This window comes from Cellulophaga sp. HaHaR_3_176 (assembly GCF_019021925.1).
Taxonomy (GTDB): domain Bacteria; phylum Bacteroidota; class Bacteroidia; order Flavobacteriales; family Flavobacteriaceae; genus Cellulophaga.
In genome coordinates, this window is the sequence record NZ_CP058990.1 from 1,529,022 (window position 1) to 1,547,394 (window position 18,373).

The following is an 18,373-nucleotide window of genomic DNA, read 5'->3' on the forward strand; positions in this document are numbered from 1 at the left end:
ACAAATATGTTCTAGCTTTTTTTTATGTTACTATTACAGAATAGCCTATCTAAAAATCATAGCATTTTTAAATGCTCCTTTCTTAGTTTTTAAATTAATTAAAAAACCATTAATTACAGCATAGTCTATGCTTCCATTTTTTTGTAATAAAAAGGTAGGGTTTATACCAACATTTAATCTTAAATCGCTAGATACTTTATAAGCTCCTGTAACAATGTGCAATGGTAATGGAGACTCTAATTGCCCTGTTGGGATAGTTTCTACTGCTACATAAGCATATCCTTTACTTAATAACTCAAAAGGATCTAATTTTAAAAACTCAGCCATGTTTTTAACCTTAGTTGGGTATTTTTTACCACTAATCATAGTATAACCTGTAGCATCAAGTGTATCGTACCCGTAATAAGTAGATAAATCTCCTTGATCCATAATTCTACTGCTATACCAAAAATCTTTATTACCCTCCTTGCCTACTTCTAACCTTTGTACTCCTATATCTAATTTATAAGTTTTACCTAAAAGCTTATAATTTGCATTTTCTATCTTTAAATCAAAAAGTTTTCTATCGTTCTGGGGTATTTTTTCATATTCTGAAATCGCAATATTTTTATAACTACCTTTTGAAATGGTATAAATTGCAGAAAGAATAGAAACGTAATTCAGTTTACGAATTTCTTGTTTTTCAACATCATTCTTAAAGCCACCTGATTCTATTAAAATAGCACTAGTACCCCACTTTTGAATATTATCGCCAAAAGCTCTTGGTTCAAAGTCATCATTATACCTACCTACTTGCCCTGGCGCATATTTTTGAATAATACTATTCATAAAAACAATAATTTTCATAGCATTGCCACGCACATCATTAATGTCTTTTTCATAGTTATAAGCAGGTGCTAAGTATGATATCGTTGCTGGCTTCGCTGTTCGTTCTGCATTATAATAAGTACTCTGATCGTGTAAATTAAAACCAAAATCAGCATTCAAACTATCACGTACTCTTTTTAAAATTCTACCTTCAGGAGATTGTAATTGTAGAGCATCTCTATTAATATCAATACCTAATGTATTTCTACGTTGGTAAACCTCTGCCCCATCAGGATTTAACATCGGCATAAAATGAAGTGTAAGATTATTTAAAATATTATCCTTTTCTACTTTAAAATCATTACTTGATAAAAAGTTTAAAATATCAAATATAGCTTGCGTAGCCGTTGGTTCATCGCCATGCATTTGTGACCATAAAAAAACATTTGTAGTACCTGTACCTACACTTATTAAAGATATTGAACGCCCTTCTATAGATTTTCCAACAGTTTGTACTTTATACCCTTGCCTGTCTTTAAATTTGCTAATTAAAGGTTGAATTTCAGTATGTTTGATTCTTCTTTTTGAAAGCGTAGATTCTTTATACGTATTATATGTATCATATAATTTTGAAGTAATGTCTTTTTCTTGACTATACATTAATATAGTACTTAAAAAAGTAAGTAGTGTTAAAGCTAATTTCATTATTGAGGGAGTGATTTAAAATTTAATTTTTCAGTAGCAGATCTAACTTTCTTCATAAAATCTTCACCTGGATCCGTTTTTATTGTTCTGTAATCGTTATTTTTTTCTAACCAGAGTTCATGGTCTTCAAATTTTTGATATTCATAATGGCCAATCAAATAATCAATATCATATTTCTTTTTTAAATATTTAACAAGCCAAATATTAGATATTAATTGTGCTTCCGTAAGTGGTAAATCGTCTGTACCACCAACATTCTCTACTCCAATTGCACAATGATTTAAACCAATTACATGGCGAGCCATTTTAGTTTCGGGCATCAATCTATAAATAATACCATCTTGATCAATTAAAAAATGTGATGAAACATTTAAACCACTAACGTTTTTAATATCTGGTCTCCAATTTGGTAATTTTGGATCATTAAATGCTTTGAAAGATTTTTCTAATGTCGGAATTACTGTCCAATGCAGAACAATCATTTTAGGAATAATAACTGAAGATTCTTGTTCTATTCCGTATCTAGTTGATAAATAATCGAGTGTTAATTGTTCTCTTTCTGTATTAAAAACTATAGGTTTATTTACTATTTTTTTTGTAGTACTACAAGAAATCAAAAGAGATAAAAATAAAAATACAATGCTAAATTTCTTCATCAATAATCTAGAATAAATTAAAGCATTAAAAATACAAAAATCAATTGCTATTTTCACCTATAACAACACTATCCTTTTGTTCTGCATAAAATATAGTTAGCTTTTTTCGTCCCCAATCTAAAGCCTTTTGTTTATTACGACCCATGTAAATATCTATTTTATTCCGGTGTCGATAATGCATTTTATCTTTTACTAAAAAAGTATCTGGCAAGGTATCTATACGAACCATCGTATTATACTTTAATCCTTTTCGCATCAAATCTCTAGAAACAGCAATTACTTTCATACCTGGTTTTAAAGTATCACCCCAAGCAGCTACATTTGGGTCTATCGTTGTGGTTTGTGATGGAAAAGAGTTGTAGGCCGTTATAGTAACTTTTAGCGGTTTCCAATGGTGTAAATCTAGCTTTTCTTTTTTTTGATGTGTACATCCTGAAATAAAAAGCAGACCCAAAACAATTCCATATTTATAAATACACGCCATTTATTTAAATAAGATTAATCTCTAAAGTACATTATTTTTTTTAAACACATAAATTTCAAAAAAACAGCGTAAATTAAATAATATATCAATTCAAATACATATTAATATAGTTATATTTAAATCATTTTACATAAAATTACACGCATGAAAAATTTAAAAAGAGGTCTCTTTTTTTTCCTATTTGTTATAGTAATATTACTTTACCTTAATTACCCAAAATTGAATTTAATTTCTGGTTTTGCTTCTAAAAGCATGGCTTCTAGTGTATTTATAGGCAAACAAACAGCTGAATCAGTTTCTCTAAATGAAAATAACTTTCATTTAATTAAAATGGCCGATGCAACGGTTAACACTAATACTGCTACAAGTTCTGTTTTTGGATTAATGAAAAGAAAAAGTGTTTACCGCGAAGGTTTAGGCTGTGTTCTTGTTAATGATGATTATAATGAAAATGAACCTTATCAAAAGCCAAATCGATTTATAAAAAAAGATACACTGCCCTACCCATTTGGTCATCAAAAAGAAAAGGATACAATTTTTGAGAATGTAGATTATGGTAAATTGAATGCCGCCATAGAAAACAGTTTTTCTGAGCCTGATGTTAAAAAAACAAGAACCGTTTTAGTTGCTTATAAAAACAATATTATTAGCGAAAAATATATTGACGGGTTTAATGAGGGTACATCTATATTAGGTTGGTCGATGAGTAAAAGTATTATCGCTACATTATATGGTATACTACAATACCAAGGTAAATTAGATGTAAATAGCCGAGCACCTATAGCTGAATGGCAAAAAGACGATAGAAAAAATATTACAATTAACCATTTACTACGTATGCAAAGTGGTTTGGCTTGGGAAGAAGATTATACAAAAATATCAGATGTTACTAAAATGCTTTTTTTAGATGCTGATATGACGAAAGCACAAATACAAAAAGAAGCAATTGCTAAACCTACTGAAGTATGGAATTACTCTTCAGGAACATCAAACTTACTTTCTGGTATTTTAAAAACCCAATTTAAAACACACCAAGAATATTTAGATTTTCCTTACCAACAATTAATCGATAAAATAGGAATGAACTCTATGCTTATTGAAGCTGATATGAATGGTAACTACATAGGCTCTTCATATGCTTGGGCAACAACGAGAGATTGGGCCAAATTTGGCTTACTATACTTAAATAACGGAAAATGGGGAAATGAACGGTTATTTGATGAAGATTGGGTTAAATACATCACAAAACCTACACAACATTCTAACGGTACTTATGGTGGGCATTTTTGGTTGAACGCAAACGGAAAATACCCAGATGTTCCGAAGGATATGTATTCTGCAAATGGTTTTCAAGGGCAACGGGTATTTATAATACCATCTAAAGATTTAGTAATTGTGAGAACAGGTTTAGCAGAAGAGCCTGATTTTAATATAAATACCTTTTTAAAAGAAATTTTAAGCGCTATAAACTAAAATCGTTAATTGACAACAACTTTTAATGACTTGACAACAATAGTTTCATAAACATGTATATGAAATATATCTTTGAAGTATAGTTAAAAAAAGTTTAGTTAGTTAGTTATTCATTTTTCAAATAGTGTTCTCAAAAAAAGAGCTTTGATTCCATATCAAAGCTCTTTTTTATTATTCTAATTTCAGAATTATTTTGTTTCTATAATATGAGCATTATACATAAAAATACTTCTCAAACGCTCCATTCTTTCATCAAAAACAGTAGAGAACACAATATATTGACATTTTTCAAGACTTTCAGGTGTTCTAATTAAATCTGAATACGCACTAGCTTTTACCAAAAACTCAGCATCATCTACCATGAATAATTTTAACTGACTTAAGTTAATACCATTTAAAAAGAAAATTTTATTCAATCGTTTTGGTGTTGCTATTACAACATCTACTCCATCATAAATATCTGCCCTTTGGTCTTCTAGGTTTTGTTCATCGTAAGCACAATAAACTCTAATATCCATTCTTTTTGTAAACTTTTCAAATTCGCCTGCAAGAGTTAAAGCTTCTTGTTTATCTCTCACAAAAATTAATGCTCTCGGAGCATCTTCAAAAGCCTTACACTCTAATTTTTGAAGTGTAGCTATAACTATTGCAGTACTTTTACCAGCTCCATCAGGTGCTATACCATATAAACTAGCACCTCCTTTTATTTTAGAAAGAACATTTTTTTGAAAAACTGTAGGTTCTTTTATCTCTAAGTTTTCTAAAGCTTCTTTTAATTCAGGTTGTAATTTTTTAAATGACATAAGTTAATTTACAGCGTATTAATACTTCTATTTTTTCTAAATAACAGGTTTTCCTTAGTTCACCACAATAAATGTGATTTTGACAACAATAATTACAAAGAAACGAACAACAAGTGTAGATTAGCAGTATAATAAAGAAATAAAATTTTTCATTTTCATATAGTGTTCTCGTAAAAGACCTTATCTTAATTGATAAGGTCTTTTTTAATATATGAAAGTTTTGTTTTTAAACCTCTTAGCTTTTACTTTTATGGAATCCAATTGTTTTTACCAAAATCAGGCTTACGTTTTTCTAAAAATGCATTTCTACCTTCTTTAGCTTCATCTGTCATATAGGCTAAACGTGTAGCCTCACCAGCAAATACCTGCTGCCCCACCATACCATCATCAGTCAAATTCATTGCAAATTTCAACATTTTAATAGATGTAGGCGATTTTTCTAATATTTCTTGAGCCCATTGGTATGCTGTATTTTCTAACTCATCATGAGGAATAACTGCGTTTACCATACCCATTTCGAACGCTTCTTGAGCAGAATAATTACGACCTAAAAAGAAAATTTCTCTTGCCTTCTTCTGCCCTACCATTTTAGCTAAATAAGCAGAACCATAACCACCATCAAAACTAGTAACATCGGCATCTGTTTGTTTAAAAATAGCATGCTCTTTACTTGCTAAAGTTAAATCGCAGACTACGTGTAAACTATGACCACCACCTACTGCCCAACCTGGCACAACAGCAATTACAGCTTTAGGCATAAAACGAATTAAACGTTGTACTTCTAATATATTTAAACGATGCATACCATCTTCACCAACATAGCCTTTATGACCCCTTGCTTTTTGATCGCCACCACTACAAAATGAATAGATACCATCTTTAGTAGATGGGCCTTCTGCGGAAAGTAAAATAACCCCTATTGAGGTATCTTCTTGCGCATCATAAAAAGCCTGATACAACTCACTCGTAGTTTTTGGCCTGAAAGCATTACGTACATTTGGCCTGTTGAATGCTATACGAGCAACACCATTGCATTTTTTATAGGTTATATCTTCAAACTCTTTAACAGTTTTCCAGTCGATTTCTTTCATCTGCTGATTTTATTTTATTTATCCCTTTTAAAAGGTTAAAGATACAGGAAATTAAAGAAAAATGGTTTTTAGCGTTAGTAGATTTAAGAGATGGTTTTTCTTATAAATTAAGAAGTGAAAATTGATTATGTATTTTCTATTTATTTAAAGAGGAAAAGGAATTAAATTAACCCAAGACCAAAGTGGATATACTATTTCAGGATAAAATATAATAACGAAAAAACCTATAAAAGCACTTATTTCTGTTATTAATAACCCTGACAATTGAGGATTTTCAAATACAGTTGGGTTCTTTATTTTATTTTATTTTCTTTAAATTCTAAATTTGCTTTATATCGAATTTGTTGAATTGTTCCAATCAGAAATATGAAACAAATTATCCACATAAAGTATTCGTTCACATCTTTGTGTTTTATTAATAATCTTGAAAAACCTATTATATATCATAAATGATAGATATAAATATGATTGTCCAATTCCTGAAATTAGGCTATCAATAATAAATTTAGTTTCTTTTTTTTACTGTAATTAACTCCTATTACAGCTTTTGAAAGACCTATAATATTCAAAACTAAAGGACCTAATAGGTTAGAAAATAAATATAAGTAATTACATATTTTTCAAATTCTTAATTTCAATCCATTTCGACATAAATTTACTGCTCTGCATAGTTTGGTGTTGTAATAAACTACCTATAAAATTAGAAGCTCTGTGTTTTTTTAAATTTTCAGTTACAGTTTGCACTGCGTTTATAAAACGTTCTGATATAGCATCTAAATTATACAATTGGTTTAAAATGTCTTTACCATTTTGTTGTGCTATACTAAATTGCTCTTCACTTTTATAGAGCAAAACTGCATTGGCTGCAAAAGCGACTGCATCATCTGATACTCTGCCATTAAAAGGTAATGCACCTGCCATACCTTCTACTCCTATTTTGGTAGTGATATTTGGTGTTCCAAAGCGCATACCATCTATCAACTTACCTTTTAAACCTGCACCAAAACGCAATGGAGCCAAATTTATTCGTGCATTTGTAAAAGTATTTTCTAAATCAGCTGTAAAACCTTCTACATAAAAGCCTTCGTTCGGTTTATGCATTTGCACCACTTGCTGTGGAAAATAAGAGCCGTAAATATGTAGATTAGCCTCCGGAAGTTGCTTTTTAATTAAAGGCCAAATAGTAGTTTTTAGCCAAATAATAGCATCTACATTGGGTGCATGTTTGCCGTTACCTATACAGATAAAATCTTTTCGCTCTTTAAATGATGGGTATGATTGAAAAACTTCGTTTGAAATAGCATCAACCATAAACGGTAAATGCAATAATAAACTGGAGTCTATCTTTAAATGCTCTTTTAAAAGTTGCATTTCAAAACTTGAAATAACTAATGAAATATCACAACGATAAATGCTTGCAATTTCTCGCTTTGTCACATCTTCTTGAAGCCAAGCATCTACCGAAAAATCTTGTTTATTTTTAAAAAGCTTTTGACGAACAGTTCTAAGACTGTGTAAATCTTCAGTATCTAGTATTTTTACTGCATTTGGTGCATTTTCAGTAACACGCCAACCAAACTGTTCTTCTGTTAAAAAACGATCGTAAACTACCACAGTTGGCGCTAAACCAGCTATAAATATATCGAAACTAGAATCGTTTAATTTAATACTAGCTTTAGTAAGCTCAAGCTTATTTAAGTCAAACGATAATTCTGATTCAGCTGCGGTACTAGCGAAAGTAACTTCATTTTTATTATTTAAAAAGGTATGAATCAATTTCATGATTCGCGTACCTGCTGCTGTAGAGGGTTCTGGCCAATTAACACCTATAAAGAGTACTTTTTGCATGTTACATTATAACTTATCTGAAAACTTTTGAGAAATTCTTAAACGTAATTTACGCTCATAATCTTCAGCTAACCACTCTTTATAATTCTTTGTATTATTCATAATACAGTACGAGTACAAGCGAACTCGATATTCTATATCATCTTTTAATTGTTTGGCTAGAATACGTGCATCAAAAACATCTTCGCTATTTTCAATACATATTTTTGCATGCTGATCTAAGCTAAGTTCTAAAACTAATTTCGATTTTTTACCTGCATCAAATACTTTTTGATATTCTTCTTTTACATCAAAAGTTAAGTGGGTAGAATTTGCGAACTTGGCTTTTAACTTATCAGGCATTTCATAAACAAACTCACGCTCAATATCTTCATCATTCTTAATATTCTCCAAGTAAAAATCTGGAAACAAGAAAATTTCTTTCCAATCTATAGGGGCATCCCACATACCAAAACGGGCAACGTTATTACCCATGTCTAACACCGTAAAACTATCTTTATTTGGTAAAATACGTGACCCTCTACCAATCATTTGAAAGTATAAGGTTAACGACTTTGTTGCTCTATTTAAAATAATTGTTTCTACTGTTGGCTCATCAAAACCAGTAGTTAAAATACTTACAGAAGTTAAAATAGCATCGGGTGTATTTGAAAACCACTGTAAAATTTCTTTACGCTCTGTAGCGTTATTTTTATTATCTAAGTGACGAATATTATAACCTGCTTTTTTAAAGGTTTCGTATACATATTTTGAGGTATTGATTCCGTTATTGAAAATCAAAGTTTTGGTACCTAAAGCAACATCTTCATAAGTAGAAACTAACTTACTAAGCATATTGTAATTACCGTACAACTCATCAGATGATTTTACCGTATAATCGCCACCAACACCTAATTTCAGTGTTTTTAAGCTTACATCTTTATTGTAAACATCAGCCTTTGCCAAAAAGTTTTTATCGATTAACGATTGTATAGATTCTCCGATAATTAGCTTTTTGTAATTATCTTTCATCGGTAGTTTTATATTAGAGCTCAGCGGCGTTGCCGTTACCCCTAATATAATTGCCTTATCGAAATATTTAAAGAGTTTTCGGAACGAATTATAATGTGCTTCATCAATAATTACTAGTCCTATATTATTTATTTCAATTTTTTCTTCTTGAATTCTGTTGTTTAACGTTTCAACCATAGCAACAAAACACATGTACTCGTTTTGGTCTACCAGCTCTTTTACATTGCTGTTAATAATTTTGTTTTTTACTCCAAACCCATTCAACATCCTTGATGTTTGAGCTCCAAGTTCTATTCGATGTGTAAGTACAACTACTTTTTTCTTTCTTTCACTGATAAAACGGCGACAAATTTCAGAAAAAACCACAGTTTTACCGCCACCTGTAGGCAGCTGATATAATAAATTCACATTATCTTCAGACTCATTTAAATAATCAAAAATCTCATTTAAATCCTTCTCTTGGTAATCGTAAAGTTTTTTTTCAGAAACGTTTTGTTGTAATTTCAAAAGCTATATTACTATTAATTCTTACTCTAGTTGTATGTTGACTATTACAAAAATGCCAATCTTACAAAACTAGTAGAATTTTAGCCTTAAAAGAAATTATCATCGTTAAAAACAAAAAAAATAATAAAGTGTTGTATTAATCTATTTGATCTAAAACTCTTGAAAAATCTTCAAGGTTAGGCCATTTCTGATTTTCTACTTCTTGATAGATTTTAACGATTCTATTTTTAAAACTTTCTAACAGGCCATGTTGTGATATAAAAACCACTGCTTGATCAAAAGAGTTTACCATACTTTTATAGAACGTATCTGCTACCTTTTTTTCTGAAGAAAATGATTGTGCAATTTCAATATTGTATAGCATTAGGTCTGTAATTAAATTTACATCCATACCTAATTTTATATAATGCTTTATAAAATTCTGAGCGATAGAACGACGCATTTTTGGTCTTTTTCTACGAACCGGATAATACTCATTCGAAATTTTAATTTTAGCATCTTGCATGAGCTTATCTTCTTTTGGGTTGAAGATAAAATTGTAATATTCCTTTACAGGAGAAAACCTCTCATAAAGATCTATTAACTGTAGTTCTAGTTCTTTTTTAGGTAAGCTAGACACATACTCTTTTAATGCTCTTTTACTCATGATGTCAAAGATACAATTCGTATTGCATTTTCAGTAATTTTCTGGTTCTCTTAAATTTTTCACAAATTAGATAGATATACTACATATAACTTGGAAAAATCAGCAAAAAAGCTTAGCTTGTAAGTTTGAACTATAAATATATATATGAGGCAGCTAAAGATAATTAAGCAGGTTACGAATAGAGAATCAAAATCGTTAGATAAGTACTTGCAAGATATCAGTAAAATTGATTTAATTACTGCTAATGAAGAGGTAGATTTAGCGCAGCGTATACGTGAAGGAGATCAGGTTGCATTAGAAAAATTAACAACAGCTAACTTACGTTTTGTTGTATCTGTTGCAAAACAATATCAAAACCAAGGATTAACTTTACCTGATTTAATTAACGAAGGAAACGTTGGTTTAGTAAAAGCTGCAAAACGTTTTGATGAAACTAGAGGTTTTAAATTTATATCATATGCTGTATGGTGGATTAGACAATCAATTTTACAGGCACTAGCTGAACAATCGAGAATTGTAAGGTTACCTTTAAACAAAATTGGCTCTATTAATAAAATTAAGAAAGCTTTTTCTTATTTAGAACAAGCACATGAAAGACCTCCTTCTGAAGATGAAATTGCAAAAGAATTAGAGCTTAGCGTTTCTGAAGTTAGACAGTCTTTAAAAAATACAGGTAGACACGTATCAATGGATGCTCCTTTACTTGAAGGAGAAGATTCTAACTTATATAATGTAATTGGTTCTGGCGATTCGCCTAACCCTGACAAGTTGCTTTTACAACAATCTTTAAACATTGAAATAAATAGAGCTCTTGAAACATTATCGCAACGTGAAGCTGATGTTGTTAAGTTATATTATGGTATCGGAGACCAACATTCAATGACTTTAGAAGAAATTGGACAAACTTTTGATTTAACAAGAGAAAGAGTTCGTCAAATACGAGAAAAAGCTATTAGAAAGCTTAAGCATAACTCTCGAAGTAAGATTTTAAAAACTTATTTAGGTTAAATAAAAAAGGCTCACTAAATGTGAGCCTTTTTTATTTGTATTTTATTATGAACCACCAAGTTCATTAATATTATAATTTCCTAAAATTTCATTTAAATTATTGATGAAATTTACATAAGACGAGTTTTCTGGTTGTTTGTTTGCCATGACTTTATATTTTTAATTTGGGTTTAAAAAAAATCTAATTCTACTAATTCATTCAAGTTTAAAATCTCGTTAAGATCTTGCAAGAATATCAAGTATTCTTCTCCGTAGGTATCGTATAACATTTTGTAAGATTTGGTTAAATTACATTATAAAGATATAGAGGTAAGACGCTTTAAAAAATATAATGTGGTGTAATTGATGATTTTTGTTGTGAAAACAATAAATCATTTAGTCACGATAAATTTTACTTGAATTTTATCTCATAGGTAAGACCAACTGTACCTGCTAAGAAAAAATTACCAGGATTAAAGCTTATTTCTTGCCTTGTAATACCCAAAACACCCTTCATTACATTGGCGCTATTTTTACCTGTAAACTGGTACTCAAGCAGTAATTGCTGAGATTCTAAGTATAATAATGTTTCTGCTAATACAACATCTCCAGTTTTAAATTGCTTTAAATCTGTTGCTACGCCATAACTAGCATTCAAGCCTATATAATTGTATTTATCTTTTAAATATCTACGAGCAATAATAGAGCCTGAAAGGTTAAACTTATTATTATCTGAAGGCGTTATATAAGGTCTTAACGAAAAGAAGTAATTGCCCCTGTATGCACCAAAAGAACCTGTATAAATAAAAACCTTGTTTGTTTTAAAATCTAAATATCTAATACCACCAGAAACCTCAATAGCTTTGGGTAGGTTTACATATAACTCTGCTCCTGCTCTGTTACTTGGAAATATTTCAGAATCAGAAAAACCATAATTTAAATATGCATATGTTTTATTAGAAAATTTCGGGTATCCATCTACTTCAAACTGAACACCGTTTGTTTGAAACCTATTACTATAATTTACTCTCGGTATTATTGTACCATATTTTGTTTCTCTACTATAGCTAATACTAGCATTATACATCGGATCGAAAATAGCATCAAAAACATCTGTAGAAGCCGTTAGTATTATCTTATTTTTTTGAAGAGAATCTATTACCATCGCACTTACCCCCTGCTCTTCAACCTTTTGTTGCTTTGATGGCTCATTCAAATTATCTGTAGCTTGTTGTTTTAATAATAAAATCTCTGCATCTTCTTTTAAATACAATAATGCTTTATTTGATAAACCGATTGCTATGCTATAATTTTCGGCATATAATTCATTTTTAATAGTTGATAACCAAACATCTTTATTTTGCTTTTCTTTAGATGTAATTCTATTAAAATGTTTTCTAGCTTCGTCATAATCACCATCCCAACTATAGGTTTTTGCCATTAAATTATGTACATCTACATAGTCTGGGTATTTTGACAATATTTGCTTTAAAGTATCTCTAGCTATAGCTCTATTGCCTGCAAAAGCAATTTCTCTAGCTGATATAAAAGAAGCATCAGGGTCTCCATTATAAAATGTGCTTTGAGCATTTGAAACTACAAATGACAAAACTAAAATTATAAATATGTATTTTTTTATACTATACATGTTTTACTGTGCAGAAGCTAATTCTGCCTCTTTTTTAAGATTAACTTTAGCTGTACTTACTACTTCCTCTTTATTTTTAAGTTGTAAAAAAGCTCTTTCTACTTTTAAATTTAATTCTGCATTATCAATATTATTTTTTTTAATTTCTTTAGATATTCCAATTACTTCTTCGTTATTATCTGACCAATACCAAACGTCTAACAGTGCACAATATGTATCGTGATATGAAGGGTTTGTCACTAAACATTCTTTAAAAATAAGTTCTGCCTCATTATAATCGCCCTGCCAAGCATTTGCTCTCCCCATTAGTATTTTTGCATCTATTTGAGTGGGTACTTTTGATAAAATAAATTTCAACAGTAAAATAGCCTTATCAAAGTCTTTATTAAATGCTAATTGACGTGCGGTGTTATATGCGTTATCATAATCATTACCATTAAACTGACTATTAATCCATACCATCTCAGCTTTAGAAAAGTTTTCTCTTTTCATCTTATAGATCACTAAACTATTAGGAATAACTTTATTTTGTTGAGTAACATATGTATTTACAGACTTAAAATTATTTAATAAATAATTTAGGCTACTATCATCTATTTCAGATTCTTGTAGTTTTAAATTATCAAGAATAGTATACATATCACCATCTGAATAAAAGTGTTCGTTTGAAATAAAATCTTTCAATTCATTTTTATTGCGCATTAACGCAATGTTTTTATTAATTCTGAAATTTTCATTCATATCAATGCCATTACCCAGCCAAGCTGTTTGCAACGGAACATCTATATCATATTTTTTAGAGAGCATTGCTATCAATGTTGGTACAACATCAAAATGAGATGACACTGAACTTATTTTTTTTGCCGATTTTAACATCGGACTGTACATCATAAACGGTACATGAAAACGACTTAAACCATTGTCTTGAGGCACAGGTACTAACCTATGGTCTCCAGTAATAATAAATATGGTATTATTAAATTCTGGTTTTGACTTGTAAGTAGTCATAAAATCACGTAAAGCTTCATCCCCATATAAAAGACTACCAAAAACACCTTTATTGTTATTTATGATTTTTTTTGTTCTATCATTAAATTTTGATTTTGAAACTAAAATTTCTTCAACTTTGTTCTCGTAATACTCTTCATTTGGTGGTATAAATGGTTCATGAGCTGTTAAGGTCATGAAAACATCTAATTTTGGTTGTTTTTCTGTATTATAAACTGAAAATGCTTTTTTATATAATTCCTTGTCAGGATAACCCCACGAAGCACCTGCAGCATCTGAAGGTTGCAATTCATATGCTAACTCAAATTTACTTCTGTCTAAAATATAATCGATATTTTCACTTTTAAGAAAATTATCCATATTATTAAAAGAACTATTAGATCCCATGTAAAACGATGTACGGTAACCGTTATTTTTTAAAATACTAAACAATGTATTTTTATTTGGCATATCCTCTACATCCATAAATCCGTTTTCACCAAACGGCAAAGAGCCTAATAAAGAAGGAATAACACCGTAATTCCTCCCTGTATTACTTAAAAAATTATCCCAGTATAATGATTTTTCAAGTAAGCCATCTATATAAGGTGTAAAACCACCAAATTCTGCCTTATCACCAACAAAATCAGCCCCTAAACCCTCTACTATAACAAAAACTAAGTTTGGTTTCTGTTCTTGTAAATTAAAATAATCGCCTAAAACATCTGTATGTTCTGTATTTTTCAACAAAGGGTATTCAATATCTGATTCATAAGAAGAGTTACCAAATGCTGCTGCTATTAAATTATAAAACATGTATTGTGTTTTATTATCATTAATAGGTTTTCTGGCCGTCATTAAAGTGGCTAAAAACAAGCTTAATAATATAAAGGTGAATGGAAATAATTTGCTTATATATTTATAAAATGTTTTTGTGAATTTGAAAAGATGATAAAACACAAAAGCCATAAAAGCAAATGCAATAATTGCATACCCCGAAAAGCCTCCTGACTTTAATACCGTAGAAATAATATCATTAAAGCTATACCCAAGTATGTTAGCGCCTAAAGGCACGTAAGTTATTGTAAAATAACCTATTAGAGCAGACTCTATACTTAATAAGATTAATAGCATTACAAAACAAAAATTAAAACCTAATTGAGGTTTAAAATTCTCTAACACATTAAAAGGCCCTACTAAAAATAACCCTACTAAAGCACTAAACCCGATATGGTGTACAATAGCTAATACATAACTAATACCAAAAATTTGATCTATTACTCCTTTTGAAAAAAGAACAATATATTGATAAGTAGATAGTATAATTAAACAAAGTAAATATGCTATTATTAACCTTGTATAACCACGTAAAGTTGCCCTATGTAAAACTTTTACTTTTATATCCATCTTACGTTGTTGTTTTAGCAAATCCTTTTCGGGTAATAGTACCCCAACCAGATTGGATTTTGAATAATTTTTTATAATTACCGCGCACTGCCGCAAAAACTACAATCGGATGAAAAACAAAAGGCTCGATAAGAGCACACCCCATTAAGGTTAAAATATCTTTAACTTTAGTGTATTCGTTATATGAGTATACTTCCCACAGTATCGCATAAAAACTAAACATTATAGAATACAAATAAATCATTGACGTAATGGCTATAAAAAATTCAACATTCAATATTCCTAAATAGTAAAATAGAATTATTGAAAAGAAACCAAAAAATTCTAATAAGGGAGCAAGCCATTCGTAAAAAAACCAATAAGGATAACTAATCATCCCTAACCTCCCATATTTTGGATTAAAAAACATTTCGCGATGCTTTAATAAGGTCTCAAAGTTTCCTCTAGACCATCTATCTCTTTGATTTACAAGTATTTTTCTACTTTCAGGTACTTCTGTCCAACATAAAGGATCCGGGATGTATTCAATTGTATGTGGTTGCTTATTTTCAACCATATACCTTCTCATTCTAAAAACAATTTCCATGTCTTCGCCAACAGTACCAGTATCATAACCACCGCATGCTAATGCAATTTCTCTATCAAAAAAACCAAAAGCTCCTGAAATAATTAACAAACTATCCATTCTACCAAAAGCCATTCTACCCAATAAAAAAGATCTTGTGTACTCAAGTAATTGAAATTTTGCTAACCAATTCTTAGGCAATCTAATTTCTTCTAAAGCACCACCATTTATAACGCATGAATTTGCAACTCTAATAACACCACCAACAGCAATTACTCTTTTTTCTGTTCTTTGATAAAATGATTTCACCACATGCAACAAAGCATCCGGAAGTAATAAACAATCAACATCTATACAACCAATATATTGATTTTCAGAAAGATGCATACCTGTATTTAACGCATCAGACTTACCACCATTTTCTTTATCAATTACCGTTAATTTAGAAAATGATTGTTGTTTTGATTTGTATATACCCCTTATTGGTTTTGATTGCCAGTTAGGATCTATTTCTTGTTCAATTTTAATAAGATCATAGGCATCAATCATTTTTTGTAACGTATCATCTTTACTACCATCATTAACTACCATTACTTCGTAGTTCACATATTTTAATGATAATAATGATCTTATGTTTTCAACAATCGTCATTCCTTCATTATATGCAGGAGCAACTATAGTAAGGCTTGGTGCTAATGGTGAAGCCATTACTTTAGATAAATCTCCAAAACTATTCTTGTTTTTATAATGAATTGAATTTCGTGTGGATAAATACCCCATTACGGTAAATAATGTAAACAAGACCGTTGTAAATACGAAAAAGACAATATTTATATAATCAAGTAGCAAAGAAAAAAAACTACTATCCATTTATATCGTCTTTAATGGTTAAGGGGAAATGCAATAACTGTTGAAAAAAATTATGCTCTTCTTTAGTTAATCCACTATCGTCTTTAGTTGGATGATTAGAAGTTAGAGTGTCTCCCTTATTAAATTTAGAAGCATTATCTATAGAATAATCAAAATCGAAATTGATTTCGAAAATACTTTTAGTTCTAGGGGCTTTTATACCTAATTCTCCTAATAAAAAACAATACTCTAATGGTAGTAAGTTTTCTACTGTTTCTGTTATTTCAGTTTCTTTATATATTCTTGTAGGTAATTTAACTTTAGTTGATTCTTTTAAATCAGAAACTTGAACGTTTAAACTTTCAACAATTTCAACAACAGACTGTTCAATATCAATTTCCGGATTTAATTTAGCTTCTAAGGCAACTTTTATAACTAGTGCTTTGTCTTGAATTTCAATATTCTGGTGATTTGCTAGACTCTCTAAATAAGTAATTTCTCGTTGGTCACCTACATTTAAAATTTCATCTAATAATAATAATTGACAATAATGATCTGAAACATCAAAAAGAGATTTAAAAACACTAACACTATAATCTCTTTGTTTTAAAATAGATTCTCCTACAGGTTCTATTACATCTTTACTCTCCGATTTTACAGACACTTCTAAATCAGATTTTTCAACATCATTAATCACTGTTATTACTTCATCAACTTCATTTGCAAAAACTTCTGTAGGGTCATTTATAATTTGTTTTTCATTACCTATAGGCTCTACAATTACAGGTGTATTTATAATTGTAGTTTTTTCTTCAACTTTAGCTACAATTTTACCTTTTAAGCTTGCAGGAATTTCATCTAAATTTTCTGAAGGAATAACATGTCCTGGATATATTGTATTAATAGCACTTAAAGCCTTACTCTTTACTGTAAAATTAAAATCTTTACGATATACTTTTTCTAAAAACTTAATATCTTCCTTATTCTCAAAAGATGCTAAAGCATCTAAAATGGCTAGTTTTATATGAGAATTATTCGTTTTAAAAATTGCTTTTAAAATTGATCTAGAGCTTTTAAAATTAAATTTCTTAATACAATCTATAGCTTCATTTTTAATCTTATTGTCTCTATGTCTAACTAATGAGATAATAGATTCTTCACTTTCGTTTTGATCATAATGCTTTATCAATCGCAAAGAAAACAAAACAACATCTCTATTATTTGATGTTAACCACTTATTAAACCTAGGAGGCTCAAAACCTTTAACACCAGATATTACCTCTAATATTTTAAGTTGTTGCCATTCTGATATTTGATATTTTGTAGTATCCAAAAAATATGAAATACCCTCATCCATTAAGGTTACTGTAGATATTTCAGCCTGTTTTCTAACCACCGATCGCTTATCGTTAATAAAGCGGCTAATAAAACTATAAGACTCTTTTACTTGCATTTGAGTTAACTCAAACATTCCTTGAGAAATTTTTTGCCATTTAAAACTTCTTAATTTTTCAAATGCTTTTATCTCTAAGTTTAAATCTTTATAAAGTTTAAAAAGACTTTTCATTGTATCTCCTGAAACATCTTTTCTTAAATCTAAAAGAATTTCGGACAAAACATTTTCATTTCTTTTATCCTTTAGCAACTCCCTTATTGCTATTTTTTGTTCTATATAACTATTATTTTCCTCTTTTGTACCTTCATTTTCTTGATAAAACAAAAACTCACTAACCATAGGGGCTAGTTCTTTTTTTCTCTTTGCTGTATCTGCCGAATTCTTCTTAAATTTTATCCTATAATAAAAAATAGCAGAAAAGTATACTAAAGCTAAAACAGAAAATAAAATAGACAGGTCCCACAAAAGATTGGTATGAACTTTTGGAGCTGTAATCAAATTAT

The 18,373-nt window shown here is 29.8% G+C and carries 14 protein-coding genes; 2 read left to right on the plus strand and 12 right to left on the minus strand.

Annotated elements, in window-relative coordinates:
- Positions 1 to 45: 45 nt before the first annotated feature.
- Genes H0I23_RS06575 through H0I23_RS06585 form a run of 3 tightly spaced genes read right to left on the minus strand, consistent with a single transcriptional unit; the run spans position 46 to position 2,652 of the window.
- Positions 46 to 1,512, minus strand: coding sequence for a M14 family zinc carboxypeptidase (locus H0I23_RS06575; protein WP_216785659.1), 1,467 nt, complete (start codon positions 1,510 to 1,512; stop codon positions 46 to 48).
- On the minus strand, positions 1,512 to 2,168 hold the full coding sequence (locus H0I23_RS06580; RefSeq protein ID WP_216785660.1) for a peptidoglycan recognition family protein: 657 nt from the start codon (positions 2,166 to 2,168) through the stop codon (positions 1,512 to 1,514). The genes H0I23_RS06575 and H0I23_RS06580 overlap by 1 nt, the downstream gene beginning before the upstream one ends.
- A 40-nt stretch (positions 2,169 to 2,208) precedes the next feature.
- Positions 2,209 to 2,652: a 3D domain-containing protein gene (locus H0I23_RS06585; protein ID WP_216785661.1), complete on the minus strand. Its 444-nt coding sequence runs from the start codon at positions 2,650 to 2,652 to the stop codon at positions 2,209 to 2,211.
- Between the two features lie 144 nt (positions 2,653 to 2,796).
- Between H0I23_RS06585 and H0I23_RS06590 the strand changes: the two genes are divergently transcribed.
- On the plus strand, positions 2,797 to 4,125 hold the full coding sequence (locus H0I23_RS06590) for a serine hydrolase (RefSeq protein WP_216785662.1): 1,329 nt from the start codon (positions 2,797 to 2,799) through the stop codon (positions 4,123 to 4,125).
- A gap of 188 nt (positions 4,126 to 4,313) precedes the next feature.
- Here H0I23_RS06590 and H0I23_RS06595 read toward each other — a convergent pair whose 3' ends face one another.
- The 5 genes from H0I23_RS06595 to H0I23_RS06615 all read right to left on the minus strand — a co-directional run bounded on the left by H0I23_RS06595 (position 4,314) and on the right by H0I23_RS06615 (position 10,031).
- Positions 4,314 to 4,928 (minus strand): DEAD/DEAH box helicase, encoded by a 615-nt coding sequence (locus H0I23_RS06595; RefSeq protein WP_216785663.1) that lies wholly within the window; start codon positions 4,926 to 4,928, stop codon positions 4,314 to 4,316.
- 248 nt (positions 4,929 to 5,176) lie between these two features.
- On the minus strand, positions 5,177 to 6,019 hold the full coding sequence (locus H0I23_RS06600) for a 1,4-dihydroxy-2-naphthoyl-CoA synthase (protein WP_216785664.1): 843 nt from the start codon (positions 6,017 to 6,019) through the stop codon (positions 5,177 to 5,179).
- A 609-nt stretch (positions 6,020 to 6,628) separates the two neighbouring features.
- The gene (locus H0I23_RS06605; protein WP_216785665.1) at positions 6,629 to 7,867 is read right to left on the minus strand and encodes a glycosyltransferase; all 1,239 of its coding nucleotides are present in this window, start codon (positions 7,865 to 7,867) and stop codon (positions 6,629 to 6,631) included.
- A gap of 6 nt (positions 7,868 to 7,873) precedes the next feature.
- On the minus strand, positions 7,874 to 9,385 hold the full coding sequence (locus tag H0I23_RS06610) for a DEAD/DEAH box helicase (RefSeq protein WP_216785666.1): 1,512 nt from the start codon (positions 9,383 to 9,385) through the stop codon (positions 7,874 to 7,876).
- A 136-nt stretch (positions 9,386 to 9,521) separates the two neighbouring features.
- On the minus strand, positions 9,522 to 10,031 hold the full coding sequence (locus H0I23_RS06615; RefSeq protein ID WP_216785667.1) for a DUF6155 family protein: 510 nt from the start codon (positions 10,029 to 10,031) through the stop codon (positions 9,522 to 9,524).
- A gap of 144 nt (positions 10,032 to 10,175) precedes the next feature.
- On the opposite strand from H0I23_RS06615, the gene H0I23_RS06620 reads away from it, so the two are divergent.
- On the plus strand, positions 10,176 to 11,039 hold the full coding sequence (locus tag H0I23_RS06620) for an RNA polymerase sigma factor RpoD/SigA (protein WP_216785668.1): 864 nt from the start codon (positions 10,176 to 10,178) through the stop codon (positions 11,037 to 11,039).
- Positions 11,040 to 11,430: 391 nt separating this feature from the next.
- Here H0I23_RS06620 and H0I23_RS06625 read toward each other — a convergent pair whose 3' ends face one another.
- Genes H0I23_RS06625 through H0I23_RS06640 form a run of 4 tightly spaced genes read right to left on the minus strand, consistent with a single transcriptional unit; the run spans position 11,431 to position 18,368 of the window.
- Entirely contained in the window at positions 11,431 to 12,666 is a 1,236-nt protein-coding gene (locus tag H0I23_RS06625; protein WP_216785669.1) for a YaiO family outer membrane beta-barrel protein, read from the minus strand.
- A 3-nt stretch (positions 12,667 to 12,669) separates the two neighbouring features.
- A complete protein-coding gene (locus H0I23_RS06630) occupies positions 12,670 to 15,060 on the minus strand; it encodes a sulfatase-like hydrolase/transferase (protein ID WP_216785670.1) in 2,391 nt (796 codons plus the stop codon).
- Between the two features lies 1 nt (position 15,061).
- Positions 15,062 to 16,495 carry a glycosyltransferase gene (locus H0I23_RS06635; RefSeq protein WP_216785671.1) on the minus strand — a complete coding sequence of 478 codons (1,434 nt, stop codon included), beginning with the start codon at positions 16,493 to 16,495 and terminating at the stop codon, positions 15,062 to 15,064.
- Positions 16,488 to 18,368 carry a HEAT repeat domain-containing protein gene (locus H0I23_RS06640; protein ID WP_216785672.1) on the minus strand — a complete coding sequence of 627 codons (1,881 nt, stop codon included), beginning with the start codon at positions 18,366 to 18,368 and terminating at the stop codon, positions 16,488 to 16,490. Before H0I23_RS06640 ends, H0I23_RS06635 begins: the two co-directional genes overlap by 8 nt.
- Positions 18,369 to 18,373 lie beyond the last annotated feature (5 nt).

What these genes read in the sequence shown, in the direction of transcription:
- H0I23_RS06575 (WP_216785659.1), bottom strand. Translation starts at nt 1,512, where the DNA reads ATGAAATTAGCTTTAACACTACTTACTTTTTTAAGTACTATATTAATG.
- H0I23_RS06580 (WP_216785660.1), bottom strand. Translation starts at nt 2,168, where the DNA reads ATGAAGAAATTTAGCATTGTATTTTTATTTTTATCTCTTTTGATTTCT.
- H0I23_RS06585 (WP_216785661.1), bottom strand. Translation starts at nt 2,652, where the DNA reads ATGGCGTGTATTTATAAATATGGAATTGTTTTGGGTCTGCTTTTTATT.
- H0I23_RS06590 (WP_216785662.1), top strand. Translation starts at nt 2,797, where the DNA reads ATGAAAAATTTAAAAAGAGGTCTCTTTTTTTTCCTATTTGTTATAGTA.
- H0I23_RS06595 (WP_216785663.1), bottom strand. Translation starts at nt 4,928, where the DNA reads ATGTCATTTAAAAAATTACAACCTGAATTAAAAGAAGCTTTAGAAAAC.
- H0I23_RS06600 (WP_216785664.1), bottom strand. Translation starts at nt 6,019, where the DNA reads ATGAAAGAAATCGACTGGAAAACTGTTAAAGAGTTTGAAGATATAACC.
- H0I23_RS06605 (WP_216785665.1), bottom strand. Translation starts at nt 7,867, where the DNA reads ATGCAAAAAGTACTCTTTATAGGTGTTAATTGGCCAGAACCCTCTACA.
- H0I23_RS06615 (WP_216785667.1), bottom strand. Translation starts at nt 10,031, where the DNA reads ATGAGTAAAAGAGCATTAAAAGAGTATGTGTCTAGCTTACCTAAAAAA.
- H0I23_RS06620 (WP_216785668.1), top strand. Translation starts at nt 10,176, where the DNA reads ATGAGGCAGCTAAAGATAATTAAGCAGGTTACGAATAGAGAATCAAAA.
- H0I23_RS06625 (WP_216785669.1), bottom strand. Translation starts at nt 12,666, where the DNA reads ATGTATAGTATAAAAAAATACATATTTATAATTTTAGTTTTGTCATTT.
- H0I23_RS06630 (WP_216785670.1), bottom strand. Translation starts at nt 15,060, where the DNA reads ATGGATATAAAAGTAAAAGTTTTACATAGGGCAACTTTACGTGGTTAT.
- H0I23_RS06635 (WP_216785671.1), bottom strand. Translation starts at nt 16,495, where the DNA reads ATGGATAGTAGTTTTTTTTCTTTGCTACTTGATTATATAAATATTGTC.